At 65.9% G+C, this 17,407-nt stretch carries 17 protein-coding genes and 3 pseudogenes; 12 read left to right on the top strand and 8 right to left on the bottom strand.

Going from position 1 to position 17,407, the window contains the following annotated elements; translation table 11 throughout:
* Nucleotide 1: 1 nt before the first annotated feature.
* Together FDZ84_RS24725 and FDZ84_RS24720 are read right to left on the bottom strand one after the other, a co-directional pair.
* Nucleotides 2-2,008, bottom strand: coding sequence for a hydantoinase/oxoprolinase family protein (locus FDZ84_RS24725; protein ID WP_168587839.1), 2,007 nt, complete (start codon nt 2,006-2,008; stop codon nt 2-4).
* Between the two features lie 28 nt (nt 2,009-2,036).
* Nucleotides 2,037-2,618 carry a helix-turn-helix domain-containing protein gene (locus FDZ84_RS24720; protein ID WP_168587838.1) on the bottom strand — a complete coding sequence of 194 codons (582 nt, stop codon included), beginning with the start codon at nt 2,616-2,618 and terminating at the stop codon, nt 2,037-2,039.
* 118 nt (nt 2,619-2,736) lie between these two features.
* Between FDZ84_RS24720 and FDZ84_RS24715 the strand changes: the two are divergent.
* Nucleotides 2,737-3,022 (top strand): annotated as a pseudogene (locus tag FDZ84_RS24715) (aldehyde dehydrogenase family protein); the annotation flags it as partial.
* A 129-nt stretch (nt 3,023-3,151) separates the two neighbouring features.
* Here the strand turns inward: FDZ84_RS24715 and FDZ84_RS24710 are convergent.
* The 4 genes from FDZ84_RS24710 to FDZ84_RS24700 form a co-directional block, all read right to left on the bottom strand.
* Nucleotides 3,152-3,463, bottom strand: coding sequence for a peptidase inhibitor family I36 protein (locus tag FDZ84_RS24710; protein ID WP_168587837.1), 312 nt, complete (start codon nt 3,461-3,463; stop codon nt 3,152-3,154).
* A 608-nt stretch (nt 3,464-4,071) separates the two neighbouring features.
* The gene (locus FDZ84_RS24705) at nt 4,072-4,986 is read right to left on the bottom strand and encodes an alpha/beta hydrolase (protein WP_168587836.1); all 915 of its coding nucleotides are present in this window, start codon (nt 4,984-4,986) and stop codon (nt 4,072-4,074) included.
* A gap of 188 nt (nt 4,987-5,174) precedes the next feature.
* Entirely contained in the window at nt 5,175-5,729 is a 555-nt protein-coding gene (locus FDZ84_RS40950) for a DUF6444 domain-containing protein (protein WP_371812669.1), read from the bottom strand.
* Nucleotides 5,730-5,859: 130 nt separating this feature from the next.
* Nucleotides 5,860-6,168: a hypothetical protein gene (locus FDZ84_RS24700; protein WP_246868397.1), complete on the bottom strand. Its 309-nt coding sequence runs from the start codon at nt 6,166-6,168 to the stop codon at nt 5,860-5,862.
* A gap of 184 nt (nt 6,169-6,352) precedes the next feature.
* Between FDZ84_RS24700 and FDZ84_RS40945 the strand changes: the two are divergent.
* Nucleotides 6,353-6,823, top strand: a pseudogene (locus FDZ84_RS40945) (transposase); the annotation flags it as partial.
* Nucleotides 6,824-7,154: 331 nt separating this feature from the next.
* On the opposite strand, the gene FDZ84_RS24690 reads toward FDZ84_RS40945, so the two are convergent.
* Entirely contained in the window at nt 7,155-7,535 is a 381-nt protein-coding gene (locus FDZ84_RS24690) for a DUF4277 domain-containing protein (protein ID WP_246868396.1), read from the bottom strand.
* Nucleotides 7,536-7,605: 70 nt separating this feature from the next.
* Between FDZ84_RS24690 and FDZ84_RS24685 the strand changes: the two genes are divergently transcribed.
* Nucleotides 7,606-7,794 carry a YceI family protein gene (locus FDZ84_RS24685; protein ID WP_168587835.1) on the top strand — a complete coding sequence of 63 codons (189 nt, stop codon included), beginning with the start codon at nt 7,606-7,608 and terminating at the stop codon, nt 7,792-7,794.
* A 70-nt stretch (nt 7,795-7,864) separates the two neighbouring features.
* Here the strand turns inward: FDZ84_RS24685 and FDZ84_RS24680 are convergent, their stop codons facing one another.
* Nucleotides 7,865-8,590 (bottom strand): SDR family NAD(P)-dependent oxidoreductase, encoded by a 726-nt coding sequence (locus FDZ84_RS24680; protein WP_168587834.1) that lies wholly within the window; start codon nt 8,588-8,590, stop codon nt 7,865-7,867.
* A gap of 94 nt (nt 8,591-8,684) precedes the next feature.
* On the opposite strand from FDZ84_RS24680, the gene FDZ84_RS24675 reads away from it, so the two are divergent.
* The 9 genes and pseudogenes from FDZ84_RS24675 to FDZ84_RS24640 all read left to right on the top strand — a co-directional run bounded on the left by FDZ84_RS24675 (nt 8,685) and on the right by FDZ84_RS24640 (nt 17,324).
* Nucleotides 8,685-9,521 (top strand): LysR family transcriptional regulator, encoded by an 837-nt coding sequence (locus FDZ84_RS24675; RefSeq protein ID WP_168587833.1) that lies wholly within the window; start codon nt 8,685-8,687, stop codon nt 9,519-9,521.
* A 531-nt stretch (nt 9,522-10,052) separates the two neighbouring features.
* The gene (locus FDZ84_RS24670) at nt 10,053-11,372 is read left to right on the top strand and encodes an MFS transporter (protein WP_168587832.1); all 1,320 of its coding nucleotides are present in this window, start codon (nt 10,053-10,055) and stop codon (nt 11,370-11,372) included.
* A gap of 131 nt (nt 11,373-11,503) precedes the next feature.
* Nucleotides 11,504-12,070 (top strand): helix-turn-helix domain-containing protein, encoded by a 567-nt coding sequence (locus FDZ84_RS24665; RefSeq protein WP_168587831.1) that lies wholly within the window; start codon nt 11,504-11,506, stop codon nt 12,068-12,070.
* A 149-nt stretch (nt 12,071-12,219) separates the two neighbouring features.
* Entirely contained in the window at nt 12,220-13,446 is a 1,227-nt protein-coding gene (locus FDZ84_RS24660; RefSeq protein WP_168587830.1) for an amidohydrolase family protein, read from the top strand.
* Between the two features lie 43 nt (nt 13,447-13,489).
* The gene (locus FDZ84_RS24655) at nt 13,490-15,001 is read left to right on the top strand and encodes an aspartate ammonia-lyase (protein ID WP_168590328.1); all 1,512 of its coding nucleotides are present in this window, start codon (nt 13,490-13,492) and stop codon (nt 14,999-15,001) included.
* Nucleotides 14,896-15,255 carry an enoyl-CoA hydratase-related protein gene (locus tag FDZ84_RS40940; RefSeq protein WP_168590327.1) on the top strand — a complete coding sequence of 120 codons (360 nt, stop codon included), beginning with the start codon at nt 14,896-14,898 and terminating at the stop codon, nt 15,253-15,255. The genes FDZ84_RS24655 and FDZ84_RS40940 overlap by 106 nt, the downstream gene beginning before the upstream one ends.
* A 27-nt stretch (nt 15,256-15,282) precedes the next feature.
* A pseudogene (locus FDZ84_RS40095) lies at nt 15,283-15,885 on the top strand (lantibiotic dehydratase); the annotation flags it as partial.
* A 141-nt stretch (nt 15,886-16,026) separates the two neighbouring features.
* The gene (locus FDZ84_RS40090) at nt 16,027-16,785 is read left to right on the top strand and encodes a thiopeptide-type bacteriocin biosynthesis protein (RefSeq protein WP_256413773.1); all 759 of its coding nucleotides are present in this window, start codon (nt 16,027-16,029) and stop codon (nt 16,783-16,785) included.
* A complete protein-coding gene (locus tag FDZ84_RS24640; protein ID WP_168587828.1) occupies nt 16,782-17,324 on the top strand; it encodes a lanthionine synthetase LanC family protein in 543 nt (180 codons plus the stop codon). The genes FDZ84_RS40090 and FDZ84_RS24640 overlap by 4 nt, the downstream gene beginning before the upstream one ends.
* Nucleotides 17,325-17,407 lie beyond the last annotated feature (83 nt).

Genomic DNA, 17,407 nt, shown 5'->3' with positions numbered 1-17,407 from the left:
GTCAGCTCCGTTCCAGGACGAGGTTGGTGTGCTCGTCGACGTGCGCGGTCCAGCCGGTCGGCACGAACGTGGTGGAGGTACCGTCCTCCAGCACTGCGGGGCCGGCTTGTTTGGTGCCGATAGCGAGGCTGCGGCGGGAGCGGAAGGTGGCGTCGAGGGCGACTCCCCCTTCGATGATCGGCTGCACGGCCACCGGCTGCGCCGGGTCGATATCCACTTTGGGCAGTACCAGCGCGGGCCGCGGCCGGGTGACCGTCAGCCGTACGGTGACCACCTGCACGGCGCGGCCGCTTTCGGCATGGCCGTACCGGCGGTCGTGCGCGCGGTGGAAGGCTTCGGCGAACTCCTCGGCCGTCGTCGCCCCCGCGTTGGGCAGGTCGACCGGCATCTCGAAGCCCTGGCCGCGGTAACGCATGTCCGCGGAGAAAGCGAAAGTCGCGTCGTGCCGCGGGATCGCCTGCTCTCGCAGGTGCTCTTCGGCCGTGGCGCGCAGGTTGTCCAGCGCCGGGGCGAGCCCTTCCGGCGGCAGTGCGTCGAGATCGGTCAGCTGGGTGAACGAGAACTCCCGGCGGAAGCCCGCGGTCAGCAGTCCGTACGCCGAGGCCAGCCCGGCGTGCGGCGGGATGATCACGCGGCCCATCCCGAGGTCTTCGGCGACCGTCGCGGCATGCAGCGGGCCCGCGCCGCCGTAGGCGACGAGGGTGTAGGACTCGACATCGTGCCCACGTTCGGTGGTGGTGACGCGGATCGCGCCGGCCATCGCCACGCTCGCTAGCCGGAACGCGTCCTCGGCGAGCTGCTCGATCGAGCGGCCGAGCTGTTCTGCCAAGGGGCGCAAGGATTCTCGGGCGGCTTCGGTATGCAGGGTGTGCCGTCCGCCGAGGAAGGTCTCCGGGCGCAGCAGGCCGCGGACGACGTTCGCATCGGTCACCGTCGGCTGGGTGCCGCCGCGGCCGTAGCAGACCGGGCCGGGGTCGGCGCCCGCCGAACGAGGGCCGACGGTGAGCAGCCCGCCGCTGTCGATCGCGACCAGGCTTCCGCCTCCGGCGCCGACGGCGGTGATGTCGACCATCGGCACCCGCACCGGCAGCCCGTCCGCCACGACCTCGGTGGTCAGCTCAGGCCTGCCGTCGTGCACCACGGCGACGTCCGTGCTGGTGCCGCCCATGTCCATGGTGACGATGCCGCCGATACCGGCGTTCTGCGCCACCGCGATCGCCCCGGCGACACCGGCCGCCGGGCCCGAACGCAGCATGCTCAGCGGCGCCGAGCCCGCGGCCCGTGCCGGCACCATGCCGCCGTTGGACTGCATGACATGCAGCTCGGACACGCCGAGCTCGCGCGCGGAATCCTCCAAATCAGACAGATACCGGGAAATGCGCGGCCGCAGGAACGCGTCGATCGTCGTCGTCGTGGTGCGCTCGTACTCGCGGAACTCCCGGGCGCAGTCACTGGAGAGCGACACCACGAGCTCCGGGAACTCCGCGGCCGCGATCTCGGCGATGCGCCGTTCGTGCGCCGGGGCGGCGTAGGAGTGCAGCAGGCTCACTGCGACAGCGTCCACTCCGGACTCGGCCAACGTGGACAGTGCACCGCGCACGCTGTCCTCGTCCAGCGGCTCCAGCACAGCGCCGGAGCGGTCGAGCCGTTCGGTCACCTCTACGACCCGCTCGCGCGGCACGAGTGGTTCCGGTTTGCGGTAGCTCAGGTCGTACATGCTCGTGCGGTCCTGCCGCTGCAGCTCGAGCACGTCCCGGAACCCGCGGGTGACGACCAGGCCGACCCGCGCGCCCTTGCGCTCGATCAGTGCATTGGTCGCGACCGTCGAGCCGTGGAGCAGGACCGCCTCCTCACGCAACTGTGGGTCCAGGCCGGTGAGACCGGTGGTCACAGCCTGGTCCGGGCTCGACGGGGTGGAGAAGACCTTGCCGGTCGCGCGGAGGACGCCGTCGTCATCCAGTACCGCTAGATCGGTGAACGTTCCGCCGCATTCGACGCCGATGCGCAATGTGCCCTCCTTTGTGGACAGTACGGGTTCAGTAGCTCGGGGGCGCCATCGCCCACAGCACCGTCGCCGTGCCCCCAGCGCTTTCCTTAACACGGTGGGGTTCGCTACTGGAGTAAGTGATGGAGTCCAGCGCCGACAGGTGGTGCACGGCCGCCCCGACCGTCACCTCCACCTCACCGGAGACCACGAACAGCAGCTCCTCGGAGTCGCCGTGACTGTAGGGCTCGACGCCGGTCGAACCGCCCGCCTCGAACACGCCGAGGAACGCCTCGAGATGGTGGAACTGCTTCGGGGTCAGCCGCACCTTGCGACCGGACTCCCCGAAGGCGAAGCCCTGCTGGTCGGTGAACCTGAGCACCGCCGGCGAGCGGTCCCAGGTGAACACGTCACCCACGTCCAGTCCGAGCACCGCGGTTATCTTCTGCAGGGTCGCGATGCTGCCCGAATGTACGCCCCGTTCCAGCTGGGACACGAAGCCCTCGGACAGGCCGGCCCTGTCGGCCACCTGCCGCAGGGTCAGGCGGAGCGCAAGCCTGCGCTCCCGCAACCGCGCCCCGACGCTTTCGGTGCCTTGCGCCCTGGCGGTCGCTCCCAACGCCGATTTGACCATGCCCCTCCGTTCATTTGCGATGACAGTACACAGCACTGAGTCTTGTTACAAGACTTCTGTGGCTTCTCCTCAGATTTCTGAGGTATAGGCACAGCAGTGAGGAAACCTCCCTGAAAACAACTTCCCGGCCATGGTGCCGATGTGGTTCTTCCCGGTGACGATCCCGGCCGACAACACCGGTAGTGGTCAAGCCGAGCGAGAAGGACCCGTCGGCGTCACTGTGGCTGGCGCAGCTGTGTGCCGAGGCCAGGCTGCCCGCCGGGGTGTTCAATGTGCTGCAGGACGATGAGTCCACGGTTGACGAGCTGCTCGAGAACGCCGACGTGAAGCCCGTCAGCTTCGTCGGATCGACCCCGATCGCGCGCTACGTCTACGGCACCGCGACGGCCAACGGCAAGCGGGTAACGTTGGAGAGACCGTGAGTGGTTTTGGGTGCTATAGCGCCGAAAACCACTCACGGGCCTGTTCGGCACTGGGGGTGACCCACACGGCAGCAGGCCACCCCAGCGATTTCCGACTGAAGCGGCTCCTCGCTAGGTGCAGACGTAGGCCTCGCCCACGAATGGTGTGCTGTTCGAACTGCTGCCACCAGGGCGGATAGACCAAGCGATATCCCAGTTGACACGCCGCATATACACGGTCACGGGCAGGTTGTTGACGTAAGAGTTGACGTGCTCATCGAGCCCAAAAGCGTTGAGACCCCAACAACCGGCTCCGGTTCTCTCGGTCACGAAGTGCATGTCGGTGAATCCGGTGTTGTAGTACAGACACAGACCGTTGGCTCTGCAGGCCTCAACGGCAGAGGCCTGCGGTGCGGCCACGGCACCGGTGGTCGCCAGTGCCACCGCGGCAGCGACGGCGACCCCGTTTCGCGCTGCCCGTCGGGTGAATCTCATTGGCATTTCCCTCTCGTCCGATTGGTGCCCGGGCCGTTCCGGTCCCCGCACACACTGCCCGGATCGGAGACGTCGTTGTCTCAGAGCGAGCACATTCACCCGGATAGAGGCATGCGCGTCGCCCGCACCCACCGGCGCTTGCCTTGTCCCAATTCGGAAAACGATCGTCTCGTGAACGCCTGCCGCCGTCGTGTCGCGAATCCGCGCGGCCGTGGTCGACCCGGGCCGCACGCTCACCCTGATGGTCTGCGGTCCCAGCATGGCCGGATGGGGCTACCTTGACCCGGCCGACGGGTCGTTCACGGCCGCCACCCCGGGCACGGTTCCTCGAACACCAGCGCGCGCTGAACCCGCACCGCCACTGAACCCGGCCCGCTCGGACGTGGACGTCAGCGGACCGGGCGCAGTCCGGTCCGCTCGACGAAGACCGGAACCCGGGCATGCCGATCTTGAGGATCGGGAGAATTGCGCAAGGTTGGAATATCTGCCCTTCCCCAGTTCGGGACGGCGGCGTGGTGCCCGAGCCTGAGGTCCCAGCCATGGGTCACTGCGAAGTACTACGGCGAGCCGAGATAGCCGTTGAGCCATGCCTCGATGTCGTCCAGCGCTGCCCGCGCCATCGGAGTTGGGTGGGCCGTGAATCCATGAGGGGAGTCAGGATAGAGGCGGAGATCGACGTGGACACCAGCTGCTGCCAGGCGCGCGGCCATGGCCAGGTTGTCCTGAAGCAAAATGTCTGCATCGCCGATAACCATCAGGACCGGAGGCAGGCCAGCGAGGTCGGCGTAGATCGGGGAGAGGTCCGGATGCGTTCGGTCGGATGCGGCCCCCGTATAAGCCTTGAGGAAGTATTCATCGGAGATCAGGCGTCCGGCGGGCGTTTGTGCGCTGAGGTCGTAGGTTCCGAACTGCAGCACGGCGGTATCGACTGCGGAAATCCCCCGGTCCCGCAAGCGGAGAAGCGTGGTGATTGCCAGCGTTGCACCGGCCGAGAAGCCGCTGATGGCGAGCTTGGTTGTGCCAAAGCGGCCCTCTGCGTGCTCCGCGATCCAGAGCGCTGCGGTTTCGCAGTCGTCGGGTGCGGCCGGCCACGGGTGTTCAGGAGCCAGTCGGTAATCCACGCTCGCGACCGCTACGCCGAGTGCGTCCGCGAGCTGGCGGTTGCGGATGTCGCTGCCAGCGGCCGACCCCATGTAAAAGCCGCCGCCGTGGATTTCTAGGAGGACGCCCTTCGGTGGCGTGTCCACAGGAGTGTGAATCCGCAGTGGAACGCTACGGCCACCGGCGTCGACGACCTCCTCAACAGCCGGTGGTTGCGACGGGGCGGGCGCGGCGAGATCGGCTCGGACCGCGCGAAGCTCCTCCCAGCTGCGTGGGCCCCGACCAGCCACGCGATTCGCGTAGAAGGCGCGAGACGCTTCAACGAGAGGCAGCAGGTGCGGATCGATCAGATTAGTGATTCCGAGTTTCATCGAGCTTCATATTACGAATAGGGCCCACCGTCCAGCTCCTGCCGCTCCCTGACGTCAACAAAGCGGCCAACGCGGTGACATACGGCCCGATCCGCACCGGAGAACCCTGACGTAACACCAGCGCCACACCCGGATCGGCGCCCTCACCCGACCCACCGGCAACGGCGGATTGCGTGCCCTCACCCGGTTTACAAGCCACACCGGGCTCGCCTCGACACTCGCCGTCCGTGCCGTCCGTGCCGTCCGTGCCGTCCGTGGTGGTCTCGGGTGTGATCTCGCGGGGCACATCGGTGGCGGTCGGTTTGCTGACATGCCCGCAGCCACCGCAGCGACGCGACACCACCTGGTACTCCGTCACCGTCGGTGGCGGGGCGGTGACACCATCGCTTCGGAGCAACCTCGAACACCGCATCCAGATCATCGGACAAGCCCCGCGACACCGACGACGAACCCGGCTGCTTCCCGGGCTTACGCCCCGACCCCGACCTCGACCGCGACGACCGCTTCTTCGCGGCCTTCTTCTCCCACGGCGGATCCGATGACGGTGGACGAGACGAGTTCGACGAATCCGCCCTCGCCTGGCGCTCCAGTTCCGCGATCCGCTCATCCCGTAGAACCAGCGCGGCCTCCAACTCAGCCACACGCTGATCCCGTTGCGCCACCGCCGCTTCAAGCTCAGCCACGCGCGCGAGCAACTGCTCGACCAACGCTTCAAGCGACCGGACCCGGCACCCAAAGATCATCCCAGACCCCAGACCACACCTCGCATCCAGGATGCCAACCACAAGATCAACTAGACAGCTGAATAGCTACGGAGAAAGGTGTTCAAGATCAATGTGTGAATAAAGAACTAAACACCCTCCTGACTGCACTCTACGTGCTCGTCGACGACCACGTTGTTCCCGCCCGCACAGGGACTCGGACGCTGGCGACGACCTCTGGCCGTCGTTCGTGCGTCGTGCTTCCCAGCAGGTTCGGCAGGGTGCTCTCCGCGAGCCGGCCGCCGGTGCCCTCGCGTTCCGCTCGATCCGCGACCTTGAGGCGGTGGGCACGCTGCTCGTCGTTGTCGGCGACAGCCCTGGTGTCCACGAGAAACAGACCCGCGACCCGTTGCGGCGCCACCGCGGCGAAGGTCGCCACCTGGCCGTGAGTGATTTTGGGCGCCATAGCACCGAAAAGCACTCACGGGCACCCTCCTGCCCGCACTCCACCTGCTGATCTACGATCACGTTGTCCCGCCCCGCACGGGACGCGGCCGCCGCCCCTTGCTCGCTGACAGTGAGCTGCTGACCTTGGCGGTTGCCCAAGTGCTGTTGCGATATCACGATGAGCCTCGCTGGATTCGGCATAACCACAATGATCAGCAATGGCGTGCCCTGTTCCCTTATCTGCCATAGCAGTCCGGATACAACAAGCGTTTGAGGAACGCGGAACCATTGCTATGCAAAGCGATTATCACACTGGCCGCGTGCTGTCCATCCTGGTTCGACGACCTGTGATCACCGACGCCACGCCCGTTCCGTGCGGCATGTCCCGCGAGACCGTCAAGCGTTCCGATCTCGCGGGACACGCCGGCTACCGCTACTGTGCGACACATTCCCGCTGGTACTGGGGCCTGAAGCTCTCTCTGGTGTGCACCGGGGACGGGATGCCGGTCATGTGGTGCCTGGCCAACCCCAAGATCGGCGAACGTGAAGTGCTGGCGGCCTTGCTCGACCACAACCACCCTCTGATCCGTGACGGCCAAGTCCTGCTGGCCGACAAGGGCTTCTCCGGCAAGGACTTCAAGAAACTCACTGAGGCGATGGCCCTGCGTCTGCTGCGCCCGGACCGCAAGGACGAGACCTACCGCAACGGCAACCTCGGCGGAATACGCCAGTGGATCGAGTCGGTCAACCAGACACTCAAGGGGGACAACTCGGTCTCGAGCAGCACGGCGGACGCACCCCGGCCGGCGTGTTCACCCGCGTCACCCAGCGTTTACGGTGATCTTATTAGCGAGGTCAATGAAGGTGGGGATCTGGCAGCGCCGGGCCCAGGAGGTCCAGCGGTCCAGGGCTTGTTTGCCTTGCTCGCCTTCGACGGTGAAGACCTTCCGCCGCTTGACCCCCCGCGAATTCTCGCCAGCCTCCCCCGGCGTCCTCCCCGGCACTCGCCGGCGTTCCCCGTCACCGGCCCGGACACACCACCTGAGCGCCAACGGATCCCACGATCCGATCGAGCTCGGGAGCGATCGCGTCCAGCGCGCGGCCGATCCGGTCATCGTTGAGCAGTTCGGGGTCGGCGCCGAAGACTTCTTCCACTGCGTGTTCGCGTGCCCACTCGGTCACCCGGACCAGCGGTGCCGGTGAGGTCAACCGGTTGGCGACCAGTGCTTCGATCACCTGCCCGTGGGGCAGATGGGCAAGATCCCGTACCGGGCAGGCCCGGTCGATAATGTCGGCCAGGTCCAGACGGCGACAGTAATCAGCGATCACGGGCAACGCGGCCAACTGCTTCTCGATGCTCGCACCGACGTACCGGGCCCGTCGCCGTTCACGTTGATCCACGACCGAACACCCTGTCAGAGCCCCTGATCGGGAAGACACAGGCCCGGCCGATCAATCCACCTATGCCCATGTGCGGAGGACGGGGCTAGCGCAGCGCGACGAACGCCTGCGCAGCAACGACTTCTTCGACATGGCCAGCTTCCCCGAACTGTCGTTTCGTAGCATCACCGTCGAACGCGTTGACGAAACGATCTTCAAGGTGACCGGACACCTCACGGTCAAGGGGGTCACCAGGCCGATCATTCTCGACGTCGAATAGCCCAGTCATAGCAGTCGTGCGCCACATCGAGCTTCTCCAACGTCGTTTGCATCGTCGCCGACTGTGCGCCTCACCAGGGCACATGCCCGGCGTCGTCGAACATGCCTCCGGTCGGGCCGTCGTCTGGCAGCGTGGCGAGCCGAATGGCGATCCTGGCGCCGTCTGCTGGGGTGCTGGTTCCGTGGAAGCCGTTAAGGTCGGTCGCGACGTAGCCGGGGCAGGCGTTGTTGATTTTGATGTTGGTATCGCTGAGTTCCTTGGCGTACTGGATGGTGATCGCGTTGAGGAACGTCTTCGACGGTGAGTAGGCTCCGCTGATCCCGCCGAGGTCGACGCCCGGCGTGGTTTGCAAGGTCAGGGAAGCGACGTGGCTGGACTGGTTGACGATCCGCGGGCGCTCGGAGCGGCGTAGCAACGGCAGCATCGCGTTGGTGACCCGAACGACGCCGATCACGTTGGTCTCAACCACCGCCCGGATGCTCGCCGGCGTGACGGTCGAGGGCTCCTCCGGCCATGCCCCGGCGATGCCGGCGTTGTTAACCAGCACATCGAGCCGGCCAGCGCGCTCCTCGAGCAGAGCGGCAGCAGCCGCGACGCTCGCGTCGTCGGTCACGTCCAGGGATACCGCGAACGCATCGACGCCGTCCGCACGCAATTTCGCCACGGCATCCTCCCGGCGCTGGTGGTCCCGTGCCCCGATTCCGACGCTCCACCCCAGCGCGCCCAGCCCGGCCGCGATCTCGTATCCGATTCCCTTGTTTGCGCCGGTGACCAGCGCAATCGTCTGTTCGCTCATGCTTTCCAGCGTGGCCGGAAACCGGCGGAGAACCAACACCATCTAGGTCGCACACCGATACCCAGCTGATATGAATCAGCGGTAGGCTCAACGGGTGGAGAAGCGGGAGTTGCGATACTTCGTTGCGGTCGCCGAGGAGTTGCACTTCGGCCGTGCCGCCGAGCGCCTGGGCATCGCCCAGCCGCCGCTGTCGCGGACGATTGCCCAGCTCGAGCAGCGGCTCGGAGTCGTGTTGCTGAAACGCACCAGCCGCAAAGTCTCGCTCACTGACGCCGGGTCGGTGCTGCTGGCCGAAGGCCGGGCGATCCTCGGCGCGCTGGCAGCAGCCGAGCGACGCACCCAGCGTGCCGCGACGAGCCAGCCCTCGCTCGTCCTGGCTGCCAAGGCCGGTGCCTCAGGTGAACTGCTGGCAAAGTTGCTTGACGCGTACGCCGCCGAGCCCGGAGCCGTCGCCGTCGACCTGCTGCTCTGCGAATCCCAGCCCCAGCAAACGCTGCATGACGGCCGGGCCGACGTGGCGCTGTTGCATCAGCCCTTCGACCCGACGGCCGAACTCGACATCGAAATTCTGAACACCGAGCAACAAGTCGCCATTCTTCCGACCTCGCATCCGCTCGCCAGCGAGCCCCATGTACGGATGGCAGATGTCAGCTCACTGTCGGACCTCCCGCTTGCCCGCTGGCCCGGCCCCGACGGCGTCTATCCAGATGGCCCCGGCGTGGAAGTACGCAACCAGACGCAACTCTTCCAACTGATCGCACTTGGCCGCACCACCGTGGTCATGCCCGAATCCAGTCGCGCCAACCTGCTCGAAGGCCTCGCCGCCGTGCCGGTTTTAGACGCGCCGGACGTGACGACAGTCATTGCCTGGCCGCCCCACAGCCGCTCCCTAGCACTCGCCGATCTAGTCCGCGTGGCCACACTCCTCTAAGTCTTCGTTCCCTCGACTGCCCGCAGCCAAGACGAATGCCTGCAACTGCCGGACATGAACGCCACCACATGTGACTCAGCGGGGAAAGGTGTCGTTGGAGGACTGGCCCATCGCCAAGAGCCTGCACAAGCTTGATCACCGCCAGAGCGACAACGACAACGGGCACGCCGCACTTGTCATGGGCTCGTGTCGTCGCGATGTATCGGCTCGAGACCGAGTTCGACCTCGTCGGCTCCGCCCCGCGTCGTCGGGTTGCTACCCCTCGTAAGGGCGATGCAGGCGCGCGCAGGGGCACCGAGACCATTGCGCCCAAATTGGCTTCCTCCAGCGGGTGACGACCTCCCGCACCTACCCCCGGGCGAAGAGGCTCCCTTCGCCCGAGCCGTCGGCACGTTGCGACAGGGGTTGACGACCCTCGATGCAGCACACATACTGATTTCCTCGAACAAACAAGTTGTTCACTAGAGGGTTGCTGAGCCTCCTTGTTACTTCCCGGCGCTCCGATCCTCATTGCAGCCACAGGAGGACACCATGGCGCAGGTGCAGCGCCCGCTGGCCGATCGACACCGGCAGCCCAAACGGGTCGTCATTTCAAGTCTGATCGGCACCACGATCGAGTGGTACGAGTTCTTCATCTACGGGATCGCCGCGGCACTGATCTTCGATAAATTGTTCTTCCCCAACCACGACCCCGTGGTCGGGACCGTGCTGTCACTGTCTACTTTCTCCATCGCGTTTGTGGCCCGGCCGGTCGGGGCGGCAGTGTTCGGTCACTTCGGCGACCGCATCGGCCGCAAGACGCTCCTCGTGGTGACGCTGACGTTGATGGGTGGTGCCACGTTCTTGATCGGTCTGCTGCCCACCTACGAAAAGGTAGGCACGCTTGCGCCCATCCTGCTTGTGATCCTCCGCTTCGTCCAGGGCTTCTCACTCGGCGGGGAGTACAGCGGTGCCGTCCTGATGAGCGTCGAGCACGCGCCGACCACGCGCCGCGGGTTCATCAGCTCCATCGTCAACACCGGGTCTGCCTGGGGCCTGATGCTCGCCAACCTCGTGTTCCTGGGACTCGCCAACATGTCTGAGCAGGATTTCGAGTCGTACGGGTGGCGCATCCCATTCCTCATCAGCGGCGTACTTGTGGTGTTCGGCCTCATCATCCGGATCAGTCTCGACGAGAGCCCAGAGTTCACGCAGGTCAAGAACGCCGGCCAGGTTGCAAGGTTGCCGATCGCCGCGGTCCTGACTACTCATGCGCGCCTTGTGGTGCTCATGGCGCTGTCCTACTTATCGATCGGCACGGTCTTCTACGTGGTTACGATCTTCTCGATCTCTTACAGCACCGAGGAGCTCCACCTCGACAAGAGCATCGTTCTCCGTGCCATCCTGGTGGCGACGATCACCGCGACCATCGGGATTCCTTTCTTCGGCTGGCTTTCCGACAAGATTGGACGAAAGCCGCTGTTCCTGGCAGGCGTTGTGGGCATGGGCGCGCTTCCTTGGCTGTGGTTCCCTATGATCGGGTCCGGAAGCACCGCGCTCTTGTTCGCCAGCTTCATCATGCTGTTCATCCCCTACTGCGCCAATTACGGCGCCATGCCCGCCTTCTACTCGCTGATCTTTCCGACCAGGGTTCGCTACACGGGTCTGGCCGTCGGATACACGCTCGGCACCCTGGCGACGTCACAGGCGCCCCTGCTCGCTGTCTACCTGCACGGGCGGAGCGGGAGCTGGGTCTCCATCGCGCTCCTCATGACCGGAGCCAGTGTGATTTCGTTCCTCGCCGCCTTGGTCATGTCTGAGTGGAAGGCCGACTCGGACACCAGCCTGCAGCGTGAGGCGGTGACGACGTGACGACCGCCAGTGCGATCCGAGGCCAGCCGCCCGCGCCTCTTCCAACGCGTGGAGGACAAGCGTTGACGCGATCGACCTGTACGCTGCAAGCGATCGGTTCGTTCGTCATTGGTCGAGAGGCAACCACACCCATGTCTGCGGTCTCGGAAGAGGGCCTGGCTCTCGGCAAGCGACTTCGGGAGTTTCGCCGACTTCGCAAAGTGACCGTTCGGCAGCTCGGTGCGCATGCCGGAGTTAGCCCGGCCTTCATCAGCCAGATCGAGAACGGCCGGGCCAACGCCAGCATTGAGATCCTCCGGAAGCTCTCGGGTGCGCTAGGTGTCTCCTTCGGGGACCTGTTCACCACGACGACGACCACAGGCCTGGTTCTCCGTCGTGCGGACCGTCCGACGCTCTGGACCGAGCAGGGCGTCCGGAACTACCAGATCACCCGACCTCCACTCGCCGAGGTGGAAGTAACCGTCACCGAGTACGAGCCGGGCGCCGGCAGCGGCGGCGACGACTACACACACGGGGACTCACACGAAGTCGTGGTCATCCTCCGCGGCCGGTTCGAGTTCCGGCTCGGCGGGCAGGACTTCGTACTCGACGAGGGCGACAGCCTGGAGTACCGAACGTCGACTCCCCACCAAATCACCAACATCGGCGACGTACCCGGCGAGGCGCTCTGGGTGGTCAGCCCGCCCTCGCTCGGCTAGCAGACTCGACCACGCCACAGCCCTCCTGGCGGCATGGTCCGTTCAACACACTCACCACTTCACCGCGTTCCTGCGGCGAACCGCAGCTGCCGCATCCCCCTGGTTCGATGACGACCGCTCGCGACTCCACATGGAAGAAAAGACCAACTATGCCTGCGCGCAACGACGCCCTGAAGCTCCGCAACGTCGACTTGTTCGATCCGACGCCTCAGGGGCGAACCGACCTGTACCTCTTCGACGGCAAGATCCTCTCGATCGGTGAGGAGCCGGTCATTCCCGGAGTCGAGTTCCGTGAGATCGATGGGACCGGGATGTTCGCCGTGCCCGGCTTCATCGACTCCCATTTGCATTTCACAGGGGCGGGGAGCATCGGCGCCGGCCCGATCTCTCGCGAACCCGACTTCAGCTTCAGCGAAGTGGTCGGGTCCGGCATCACAACGGCCGTCGGCTGCCCTGGTGCCGACTACCTGTCACGGTCGATGACAAACCTCTTCCAAAAGGCGCGCAGCCTGGAGGCGGAAGGGCTGAGCACCTACTTCTGGTCCAGTGGGTACAGCAACCCGTCCATCACTCTCTCCCAGTCGCTCTCCATGGACATGCTTCTCTTCGAGAAGGCGCTTGGTGCCAAGATCGCGATCTCCGACTTCATGGCGCCGCCGTGGACCCCCGACCAGCTCCATCATCTGGTCTGGCAGGTTCTCAGCGGTGCACAGATGGCGGGTAAGCACGGCGTCATCCACGTCCACGCTGGAGTACTGCCCGCGGGCATCAGTGTCGTCCGGGAGGTCGTTGCCAGGTACGAGTTCGGCGATGACGCGCACTGGTCAGCGATGCACGGTGGCGGAGGCTCGGTCGCGTCACACTTCCAGATCACGCATGTCAACTGGACCGATCGACTCCTCGAGGAGGCGACCCAGTTCGCCCTGCAGGGGGCCGTGGCCGATGTGACCAGCGGGCTCTCGCCCAAGCATGGATGCGAGGGCTCAGTGCTTCCCTCGGCGGCGGTAGTGCAGATGCTCAGGGCCGGAGTATCGCCCGCGAGCATTACGGTGAGCTCCGATTCAGGCGGCAACATCGCCCACCAACACGGCAACAGCGATCTGGATCTCATCCGGCTGCGCCCGCCTATGATCCTGGAGGTCTTCCAGGAGCTGGCTCGACGAGACGACGTGGACATCGAGACGGCTGCACGGGTCACATCGACAAGCGTCGCCGATCTGCACCGCTGGTCCCACAAGGGGCGCCTCACCCCGGGAGCGGATGCCGACGTCCTTCTGTTCTCCGAGATCGACGCGGACCTTGCCCACGTCGTGCTCGCCGGCGAGCACGTGATCGACCATGGCCACTTGCTCCGTCTCGGCGTGATGGAGCGCTGAGCACGTGCCACACCTGGACCAGGACGCCCACGACGACGTGTTCATGAACGCAAACGGAACGACTGAGCGAGCCACTCGCACCGAACACGATCTCCTCGGGACCCGCGAGGTGCCCGCCGACGCTTACTGGGGCATCCATACGCTCCGGGCCTTCGAGAACTTCGGAATCTCGGGCCAATCGCTCGCTACGCATCCAGACCTGGTGTCTGCGCTGGCGCTCGTCAAACAGGCCGCTGCGGCCACCAACGGGCAGTTGCGGCTGCTGGAGCGACGTCGGGCGGCTGCCATTACGGAAGCGTGCGAGGAGATTCGATCCGGTTCGCTGCACGAAGCGTTCGTGGTCGACGTCATCCAAGGCGGCGCAGGTACGTCCACGAATATGAACGTGAACGAGGTCGTCGCCAACCGCGCGCTCGAAAAGCTCGGGCACGCCAAGGGTGAGTACGAGCACGTCCATCCGCTCGAGCACGTCAATCTAGGGCAGAGCACCAACGACGTGTACCCAACCGCGGTGCGGCTCGCCGTGCACGCGGCTACCGAGCGGCTCGTCTGCGCTGTGGATGCCCTGTACAGGGCATTTCAGGCGAAGGCTCAAGAGTTCGACCACACCGTGAAGATCGGCCGAACCCAACTCCAGGAGGCCGTGCCCATGACGCTGGGCCAGGAGTTCGGGGCCTATGCGGACACCCTAGCCGCGGAGATCGACAGACTCCGGGACGCCCAGAAGCTGCTGCGTCGGATCAATCTCGGCGCCACCGCAATCGGAACCTCGATCAACACCCACCCGCGGTATGTGCAACTCGTGGCCGAGGAGCTGAGCGGTCTGGCCGGCCTCAGCCTCGTGACCGCACCGAACCTGATCGAGGCGACCCAGGACGCCAGCGCCTTTGTGCACGTCTCCGGCGCTCTACGAGGGCTGGCTGTGAAGCTGTCCAAGATCGCAAACGATCTACGGCTCCTATCCTCCGGGCCGGTCTCGGGGTTCGCCGAGCTGCGGCTGCCGGCGGTCCAGGCGGGTTCGAGCATCATGCCCGGGAAGGTGAACCCCGTCATCCCGGAGACGGTCAATCAGGTGGCGTTCGAAACCATCGGCCACGACATCACGGTCACCATGGCTGCCGAGGCAGGTCAACTCCAGCTCAACGCGTTCGAGCCGATCATCGCGCATTGCCTCCTGACCAGCGCCCGCCACCTCACGGCCAGTTGTACAGTCTTCGCGGAGCGATGCGTCTCCGGGATCGCGGCGAACACCGACCAACTCCGGGCCACCGTTCGAGGCTCGATCGGACTCGCCACGGCGCTGACTCCGGTGATCGGCTACCACGCGGCAAGCCAGGTCGCGAAGCTCGCGCTTGAGACGGGGGTGAGCGTCGCTGAACTCGTGCGGAGCCAAGGACTCATCGACGAGGAGCGGCTCTCCACCCTGCTCAAGCCGGAGTCACTGACCGGATCTGTCGAGGGACTTGCGGTGAACTCAACGGTAGTTGCGCCGGGCTTGGGCTGGCCATCGCGCTACACGCCGACGTCCGCTTTGTTGCCACAGAGGCAAAGCTAACCACCGCATTCGTCGAGCGCGGCTTGATCGGCGAGCACGGCATCTCCTGGCTCCTGCCGAGGATCGTCGGCCGCGGCCGAGCGCTCGACCTCTTGCTGAGCGCACGTGTATCACGGGCACCGAAGCTGCGGACTACGGTCTGGCGCAATTTGTCGCCCCGCGAGCCGACCTCCTGGAGACCACCCTCTCGTACGCGCACGAGATGGCCAGGAACTGCTCGCCGCATGCCATGGCTGCCCTCAAACGCCAGATGATCGAGGACGTGTCAACGGACACGAAGTCTTCTCAATGACACCGAACAGCAGCGGTTCCGGCGCGCGTACCGGGAACTGCCGATCGCGATGCCCGGCGCTCGACCGGTGCAGATCTCCGCGCCGCCGCTGGCCCGCAAGATGACCGCCGTGGCCATGGTGTCTGAAATCTTGCCCGTGCTGCCCTTAGGGGAATTTCAGCAGACTCCTGGGATCACTGTGGACGATCTGGCCGTCACCAGTGATGCACGGCGGCTGTGGCTCGTTTCGCGGTCCGACGGTCGTCCCGTCGAGCCGATGCTGTTCACTGCGGTGAACCTGCGTGACGGTCAGCAGCCACTCACGCGGTTCCTCACCGAGATCTGGACAGCCTTCTGCGCACCCTGCCGCCCGTTTAGCTGGGGGCCACTGGCCGGAGAACTTCCGTTCCTCCCGCGCATTCGGCACGGGCGATCCATCCTGCACTCCGCGCGGTGGGTGATCATCGCCGCACAGTTACCGAATCCGGACGCGCCGTTGTCCACCTGGCTCACGGCCTGGGAACAGCTCCGAGAGCCCTACAAGATCCCCTCGGCGGTGTTTCTGGGCGCCGACGATCGGCGCATCCGGCTCGACCTGGACGAACCAGCCCATCTGGCGCTGCTGCGCAACCACCTTCACCGCCGGCCGAAGGCGATCCTGACCGAAACCTCCGACCAGGCGGGCTGGATCGGCGGCCGGGCTCACGGAGTCTGCCTCACCCTCGCCCGAACACAGAGCCCCTCCTCGGAGCGTGTGCGGCCGGCGCGGGCCGCCGGAACTGTCGAACACCGGTCGGGCTTGTCGCCGTGGCTGTATGCGCGGCTGTTCGGCCGCTGCGATGACATCCTCGCCCAGGCCTGGGAGCTCGATGACCTGATCGGGGAGGGCTGGTGGTTCATCCGCTACCACGAACCCAAACCCCACCTGCGGGTACGGATCCCGCTGCGCGAGCCCGACGGGTTCGGGCCCACCGCCGAGCGGCTCGGGTGTTGGGCCGACTCCCTGGCCGCCGACGGGCTGCTGCACGACTACACGCTCAACACCTACCGGCCCGAGGCCCGATTCGGCACCGGTGCGACTCTGGCCGCCGCCGAGACCGTGTTCGCCGCCGACTCCCACCTGGTCGTGCGGCGCCTATCCGGGGACCGGGAGATCACGACAGCGGCCGGCCTGATCCGCATCGCGACCGGCTTCACCGCCAGCGGCCCGGAATGGCTCATCGAGCACGTTGATCACCGAGGTCAGACTCCAGCGGATCAGCGGCCGATCGGTGCCCGCCGAAAGCAAGTACTGCGGGCACTCCGCGACGTCGATGACGATCGGCTCCAGCATGCTTTGGCCGACTACCGGGACCACGCCGACCGGGACGGCCTTGACCCGGACCCACTCCTGGCTGATCTTCTGCACCTGCACCACGCTCGGATGATCGGCGTGGATTCCGCATCCGAACGCTACTGTCTGCGCCTCGCTCGCGAGACCGCCCACACCCTGCGTTCCCGGGAGCGCGCATGAGACCGGCGCAGTCACTCAGCGGCGGCGCCGCGGGCATCGCCCTGTTGCATATCGAGCAGGCCCGCACCGGCACGGGAACCTGGGAGGCGGCGAATGCGACCTTGCAGCAGGCGGTGGCTGACGGCGTCAGCATCACGCACTCCGCCAGCCTCTACCACGGAGCCCCTGCCCTGTCCTTCGTCCTGCACGGCGCTGGTGAGCGCCCGGGCCTCGCCCAGGCCACGGCGACCGTGGACGCCGGTACCGCTACGGTCACCCGCCACCAACTGGAGGCGGCCCACGCCCGGATCGACCGGCGCGAGCGTCCCGCGCTCTTCGAGTACGACCTCATCGGCGGACTGGCCGGTCTCGCCGTCGTTTTGCGCCGCAACGGCGACCACGATCTTCTCCGCGACGTCTTGGCCTACCTGGTTCGCCTCACTGAACCGATCGGCGGGCTGCCGGGTTGGTGGTGCCCGGACGGTCCTGAACGCCTCAGACAAGGGCCTCCTGGTGGCCATTCCAACCACGGTCTCGCCCACGGGATCTGTGTTATCTAGGGTGTCAAGTCTTTCTCGCAGGTCACTGTGAGATCGGTAGTTATGACACGTGAGGCACGCTGCGGTGTCCGACCGGCCATGAG

This window comes from Saccharopolyspora sp. ASAGF58 (assembly GCF_012277335.1).
Lineage (GTDB): Bacteria > Actinomycetota > Actinomycetes > Mycobacteriales > Pseudonocardiaceae > Saccharopolyspora > Saccharopolyspora hattusasensis.
Note: the sequence above shows the minus strand (reverse complement) of the source record. Positions and strands in the feature narration are given on the sequence as shown.

Excerpts from the sequence above, each read along its gene's own strand:
- FDZ84_RS24720 (WP_168587838.1), bottom strand. The coding sequence starts at position 2,618 with ATGGTCAAATCGGCGTTGGGAGCGACCGCCAGGGCGCAAGGCACCGAA.
- FDZ84_RS24705 (WP_168587836.1), bottom strand. The coding sequence starts at position 4,986 with ATGAAACTCGGAATCACTAATCTGATCGATCCGCACCTGCTGCCTCTC.
- FDZ84_RS40950 (WP_371812669.1), bottom strand. The coding sequence starts at position 5,729 with ATGATCTTTGGGTGCCGGGTCCGGTCGCTTGAAGCGTTGGTCGAGCAG.
- FDZ84_RS24680 (WP_168587834.1), bottom strand. The coding sequence starts at position 8,590 with ATGAGCGAACAGACGATTGCGCTGGTCACCGGCGCAAACAAGGGAATC.
- FDZ84_RS24670 (WP_168587832.1), top strand. The coding sequence starts at position 10,053 with ATGGCGCAGGTGCAGCGCCCGCTGGCCGATCGACACCGGCAGCCCAAA.
- FDZ84_RS24665 (WP_168587831.1), top strand. The coding sequence starts at position 11,504 with ATGTCTGCGGTCTCGGAAGAGGGCCTGGCTCTCGGCAAGCGACTTCGG.
- FDZ84_RS24660 (WP_168587830.1), top strand. The coding sequence starts at position 12,220 with ATGCCTGCGCGCAACGACGCCCTGAAGCTCCGCAACGTCGACTTGTTC.
- FDZ84_RS24655 (WP_168590328.1), top strand. The coding sequence starts at position 13,490 with ATGAACGCAAACGGAACGACTGAGCGAGCCACTCGCACCGAACACGAT.
- FDZ84_RS24640 (WP_168587828.1), top strand. The coding sequence starts at position 16,782 with ATGAGACCGGCGCAGTCACTCAGCGGCGGCGCCGCGGGCATCGCCCTG.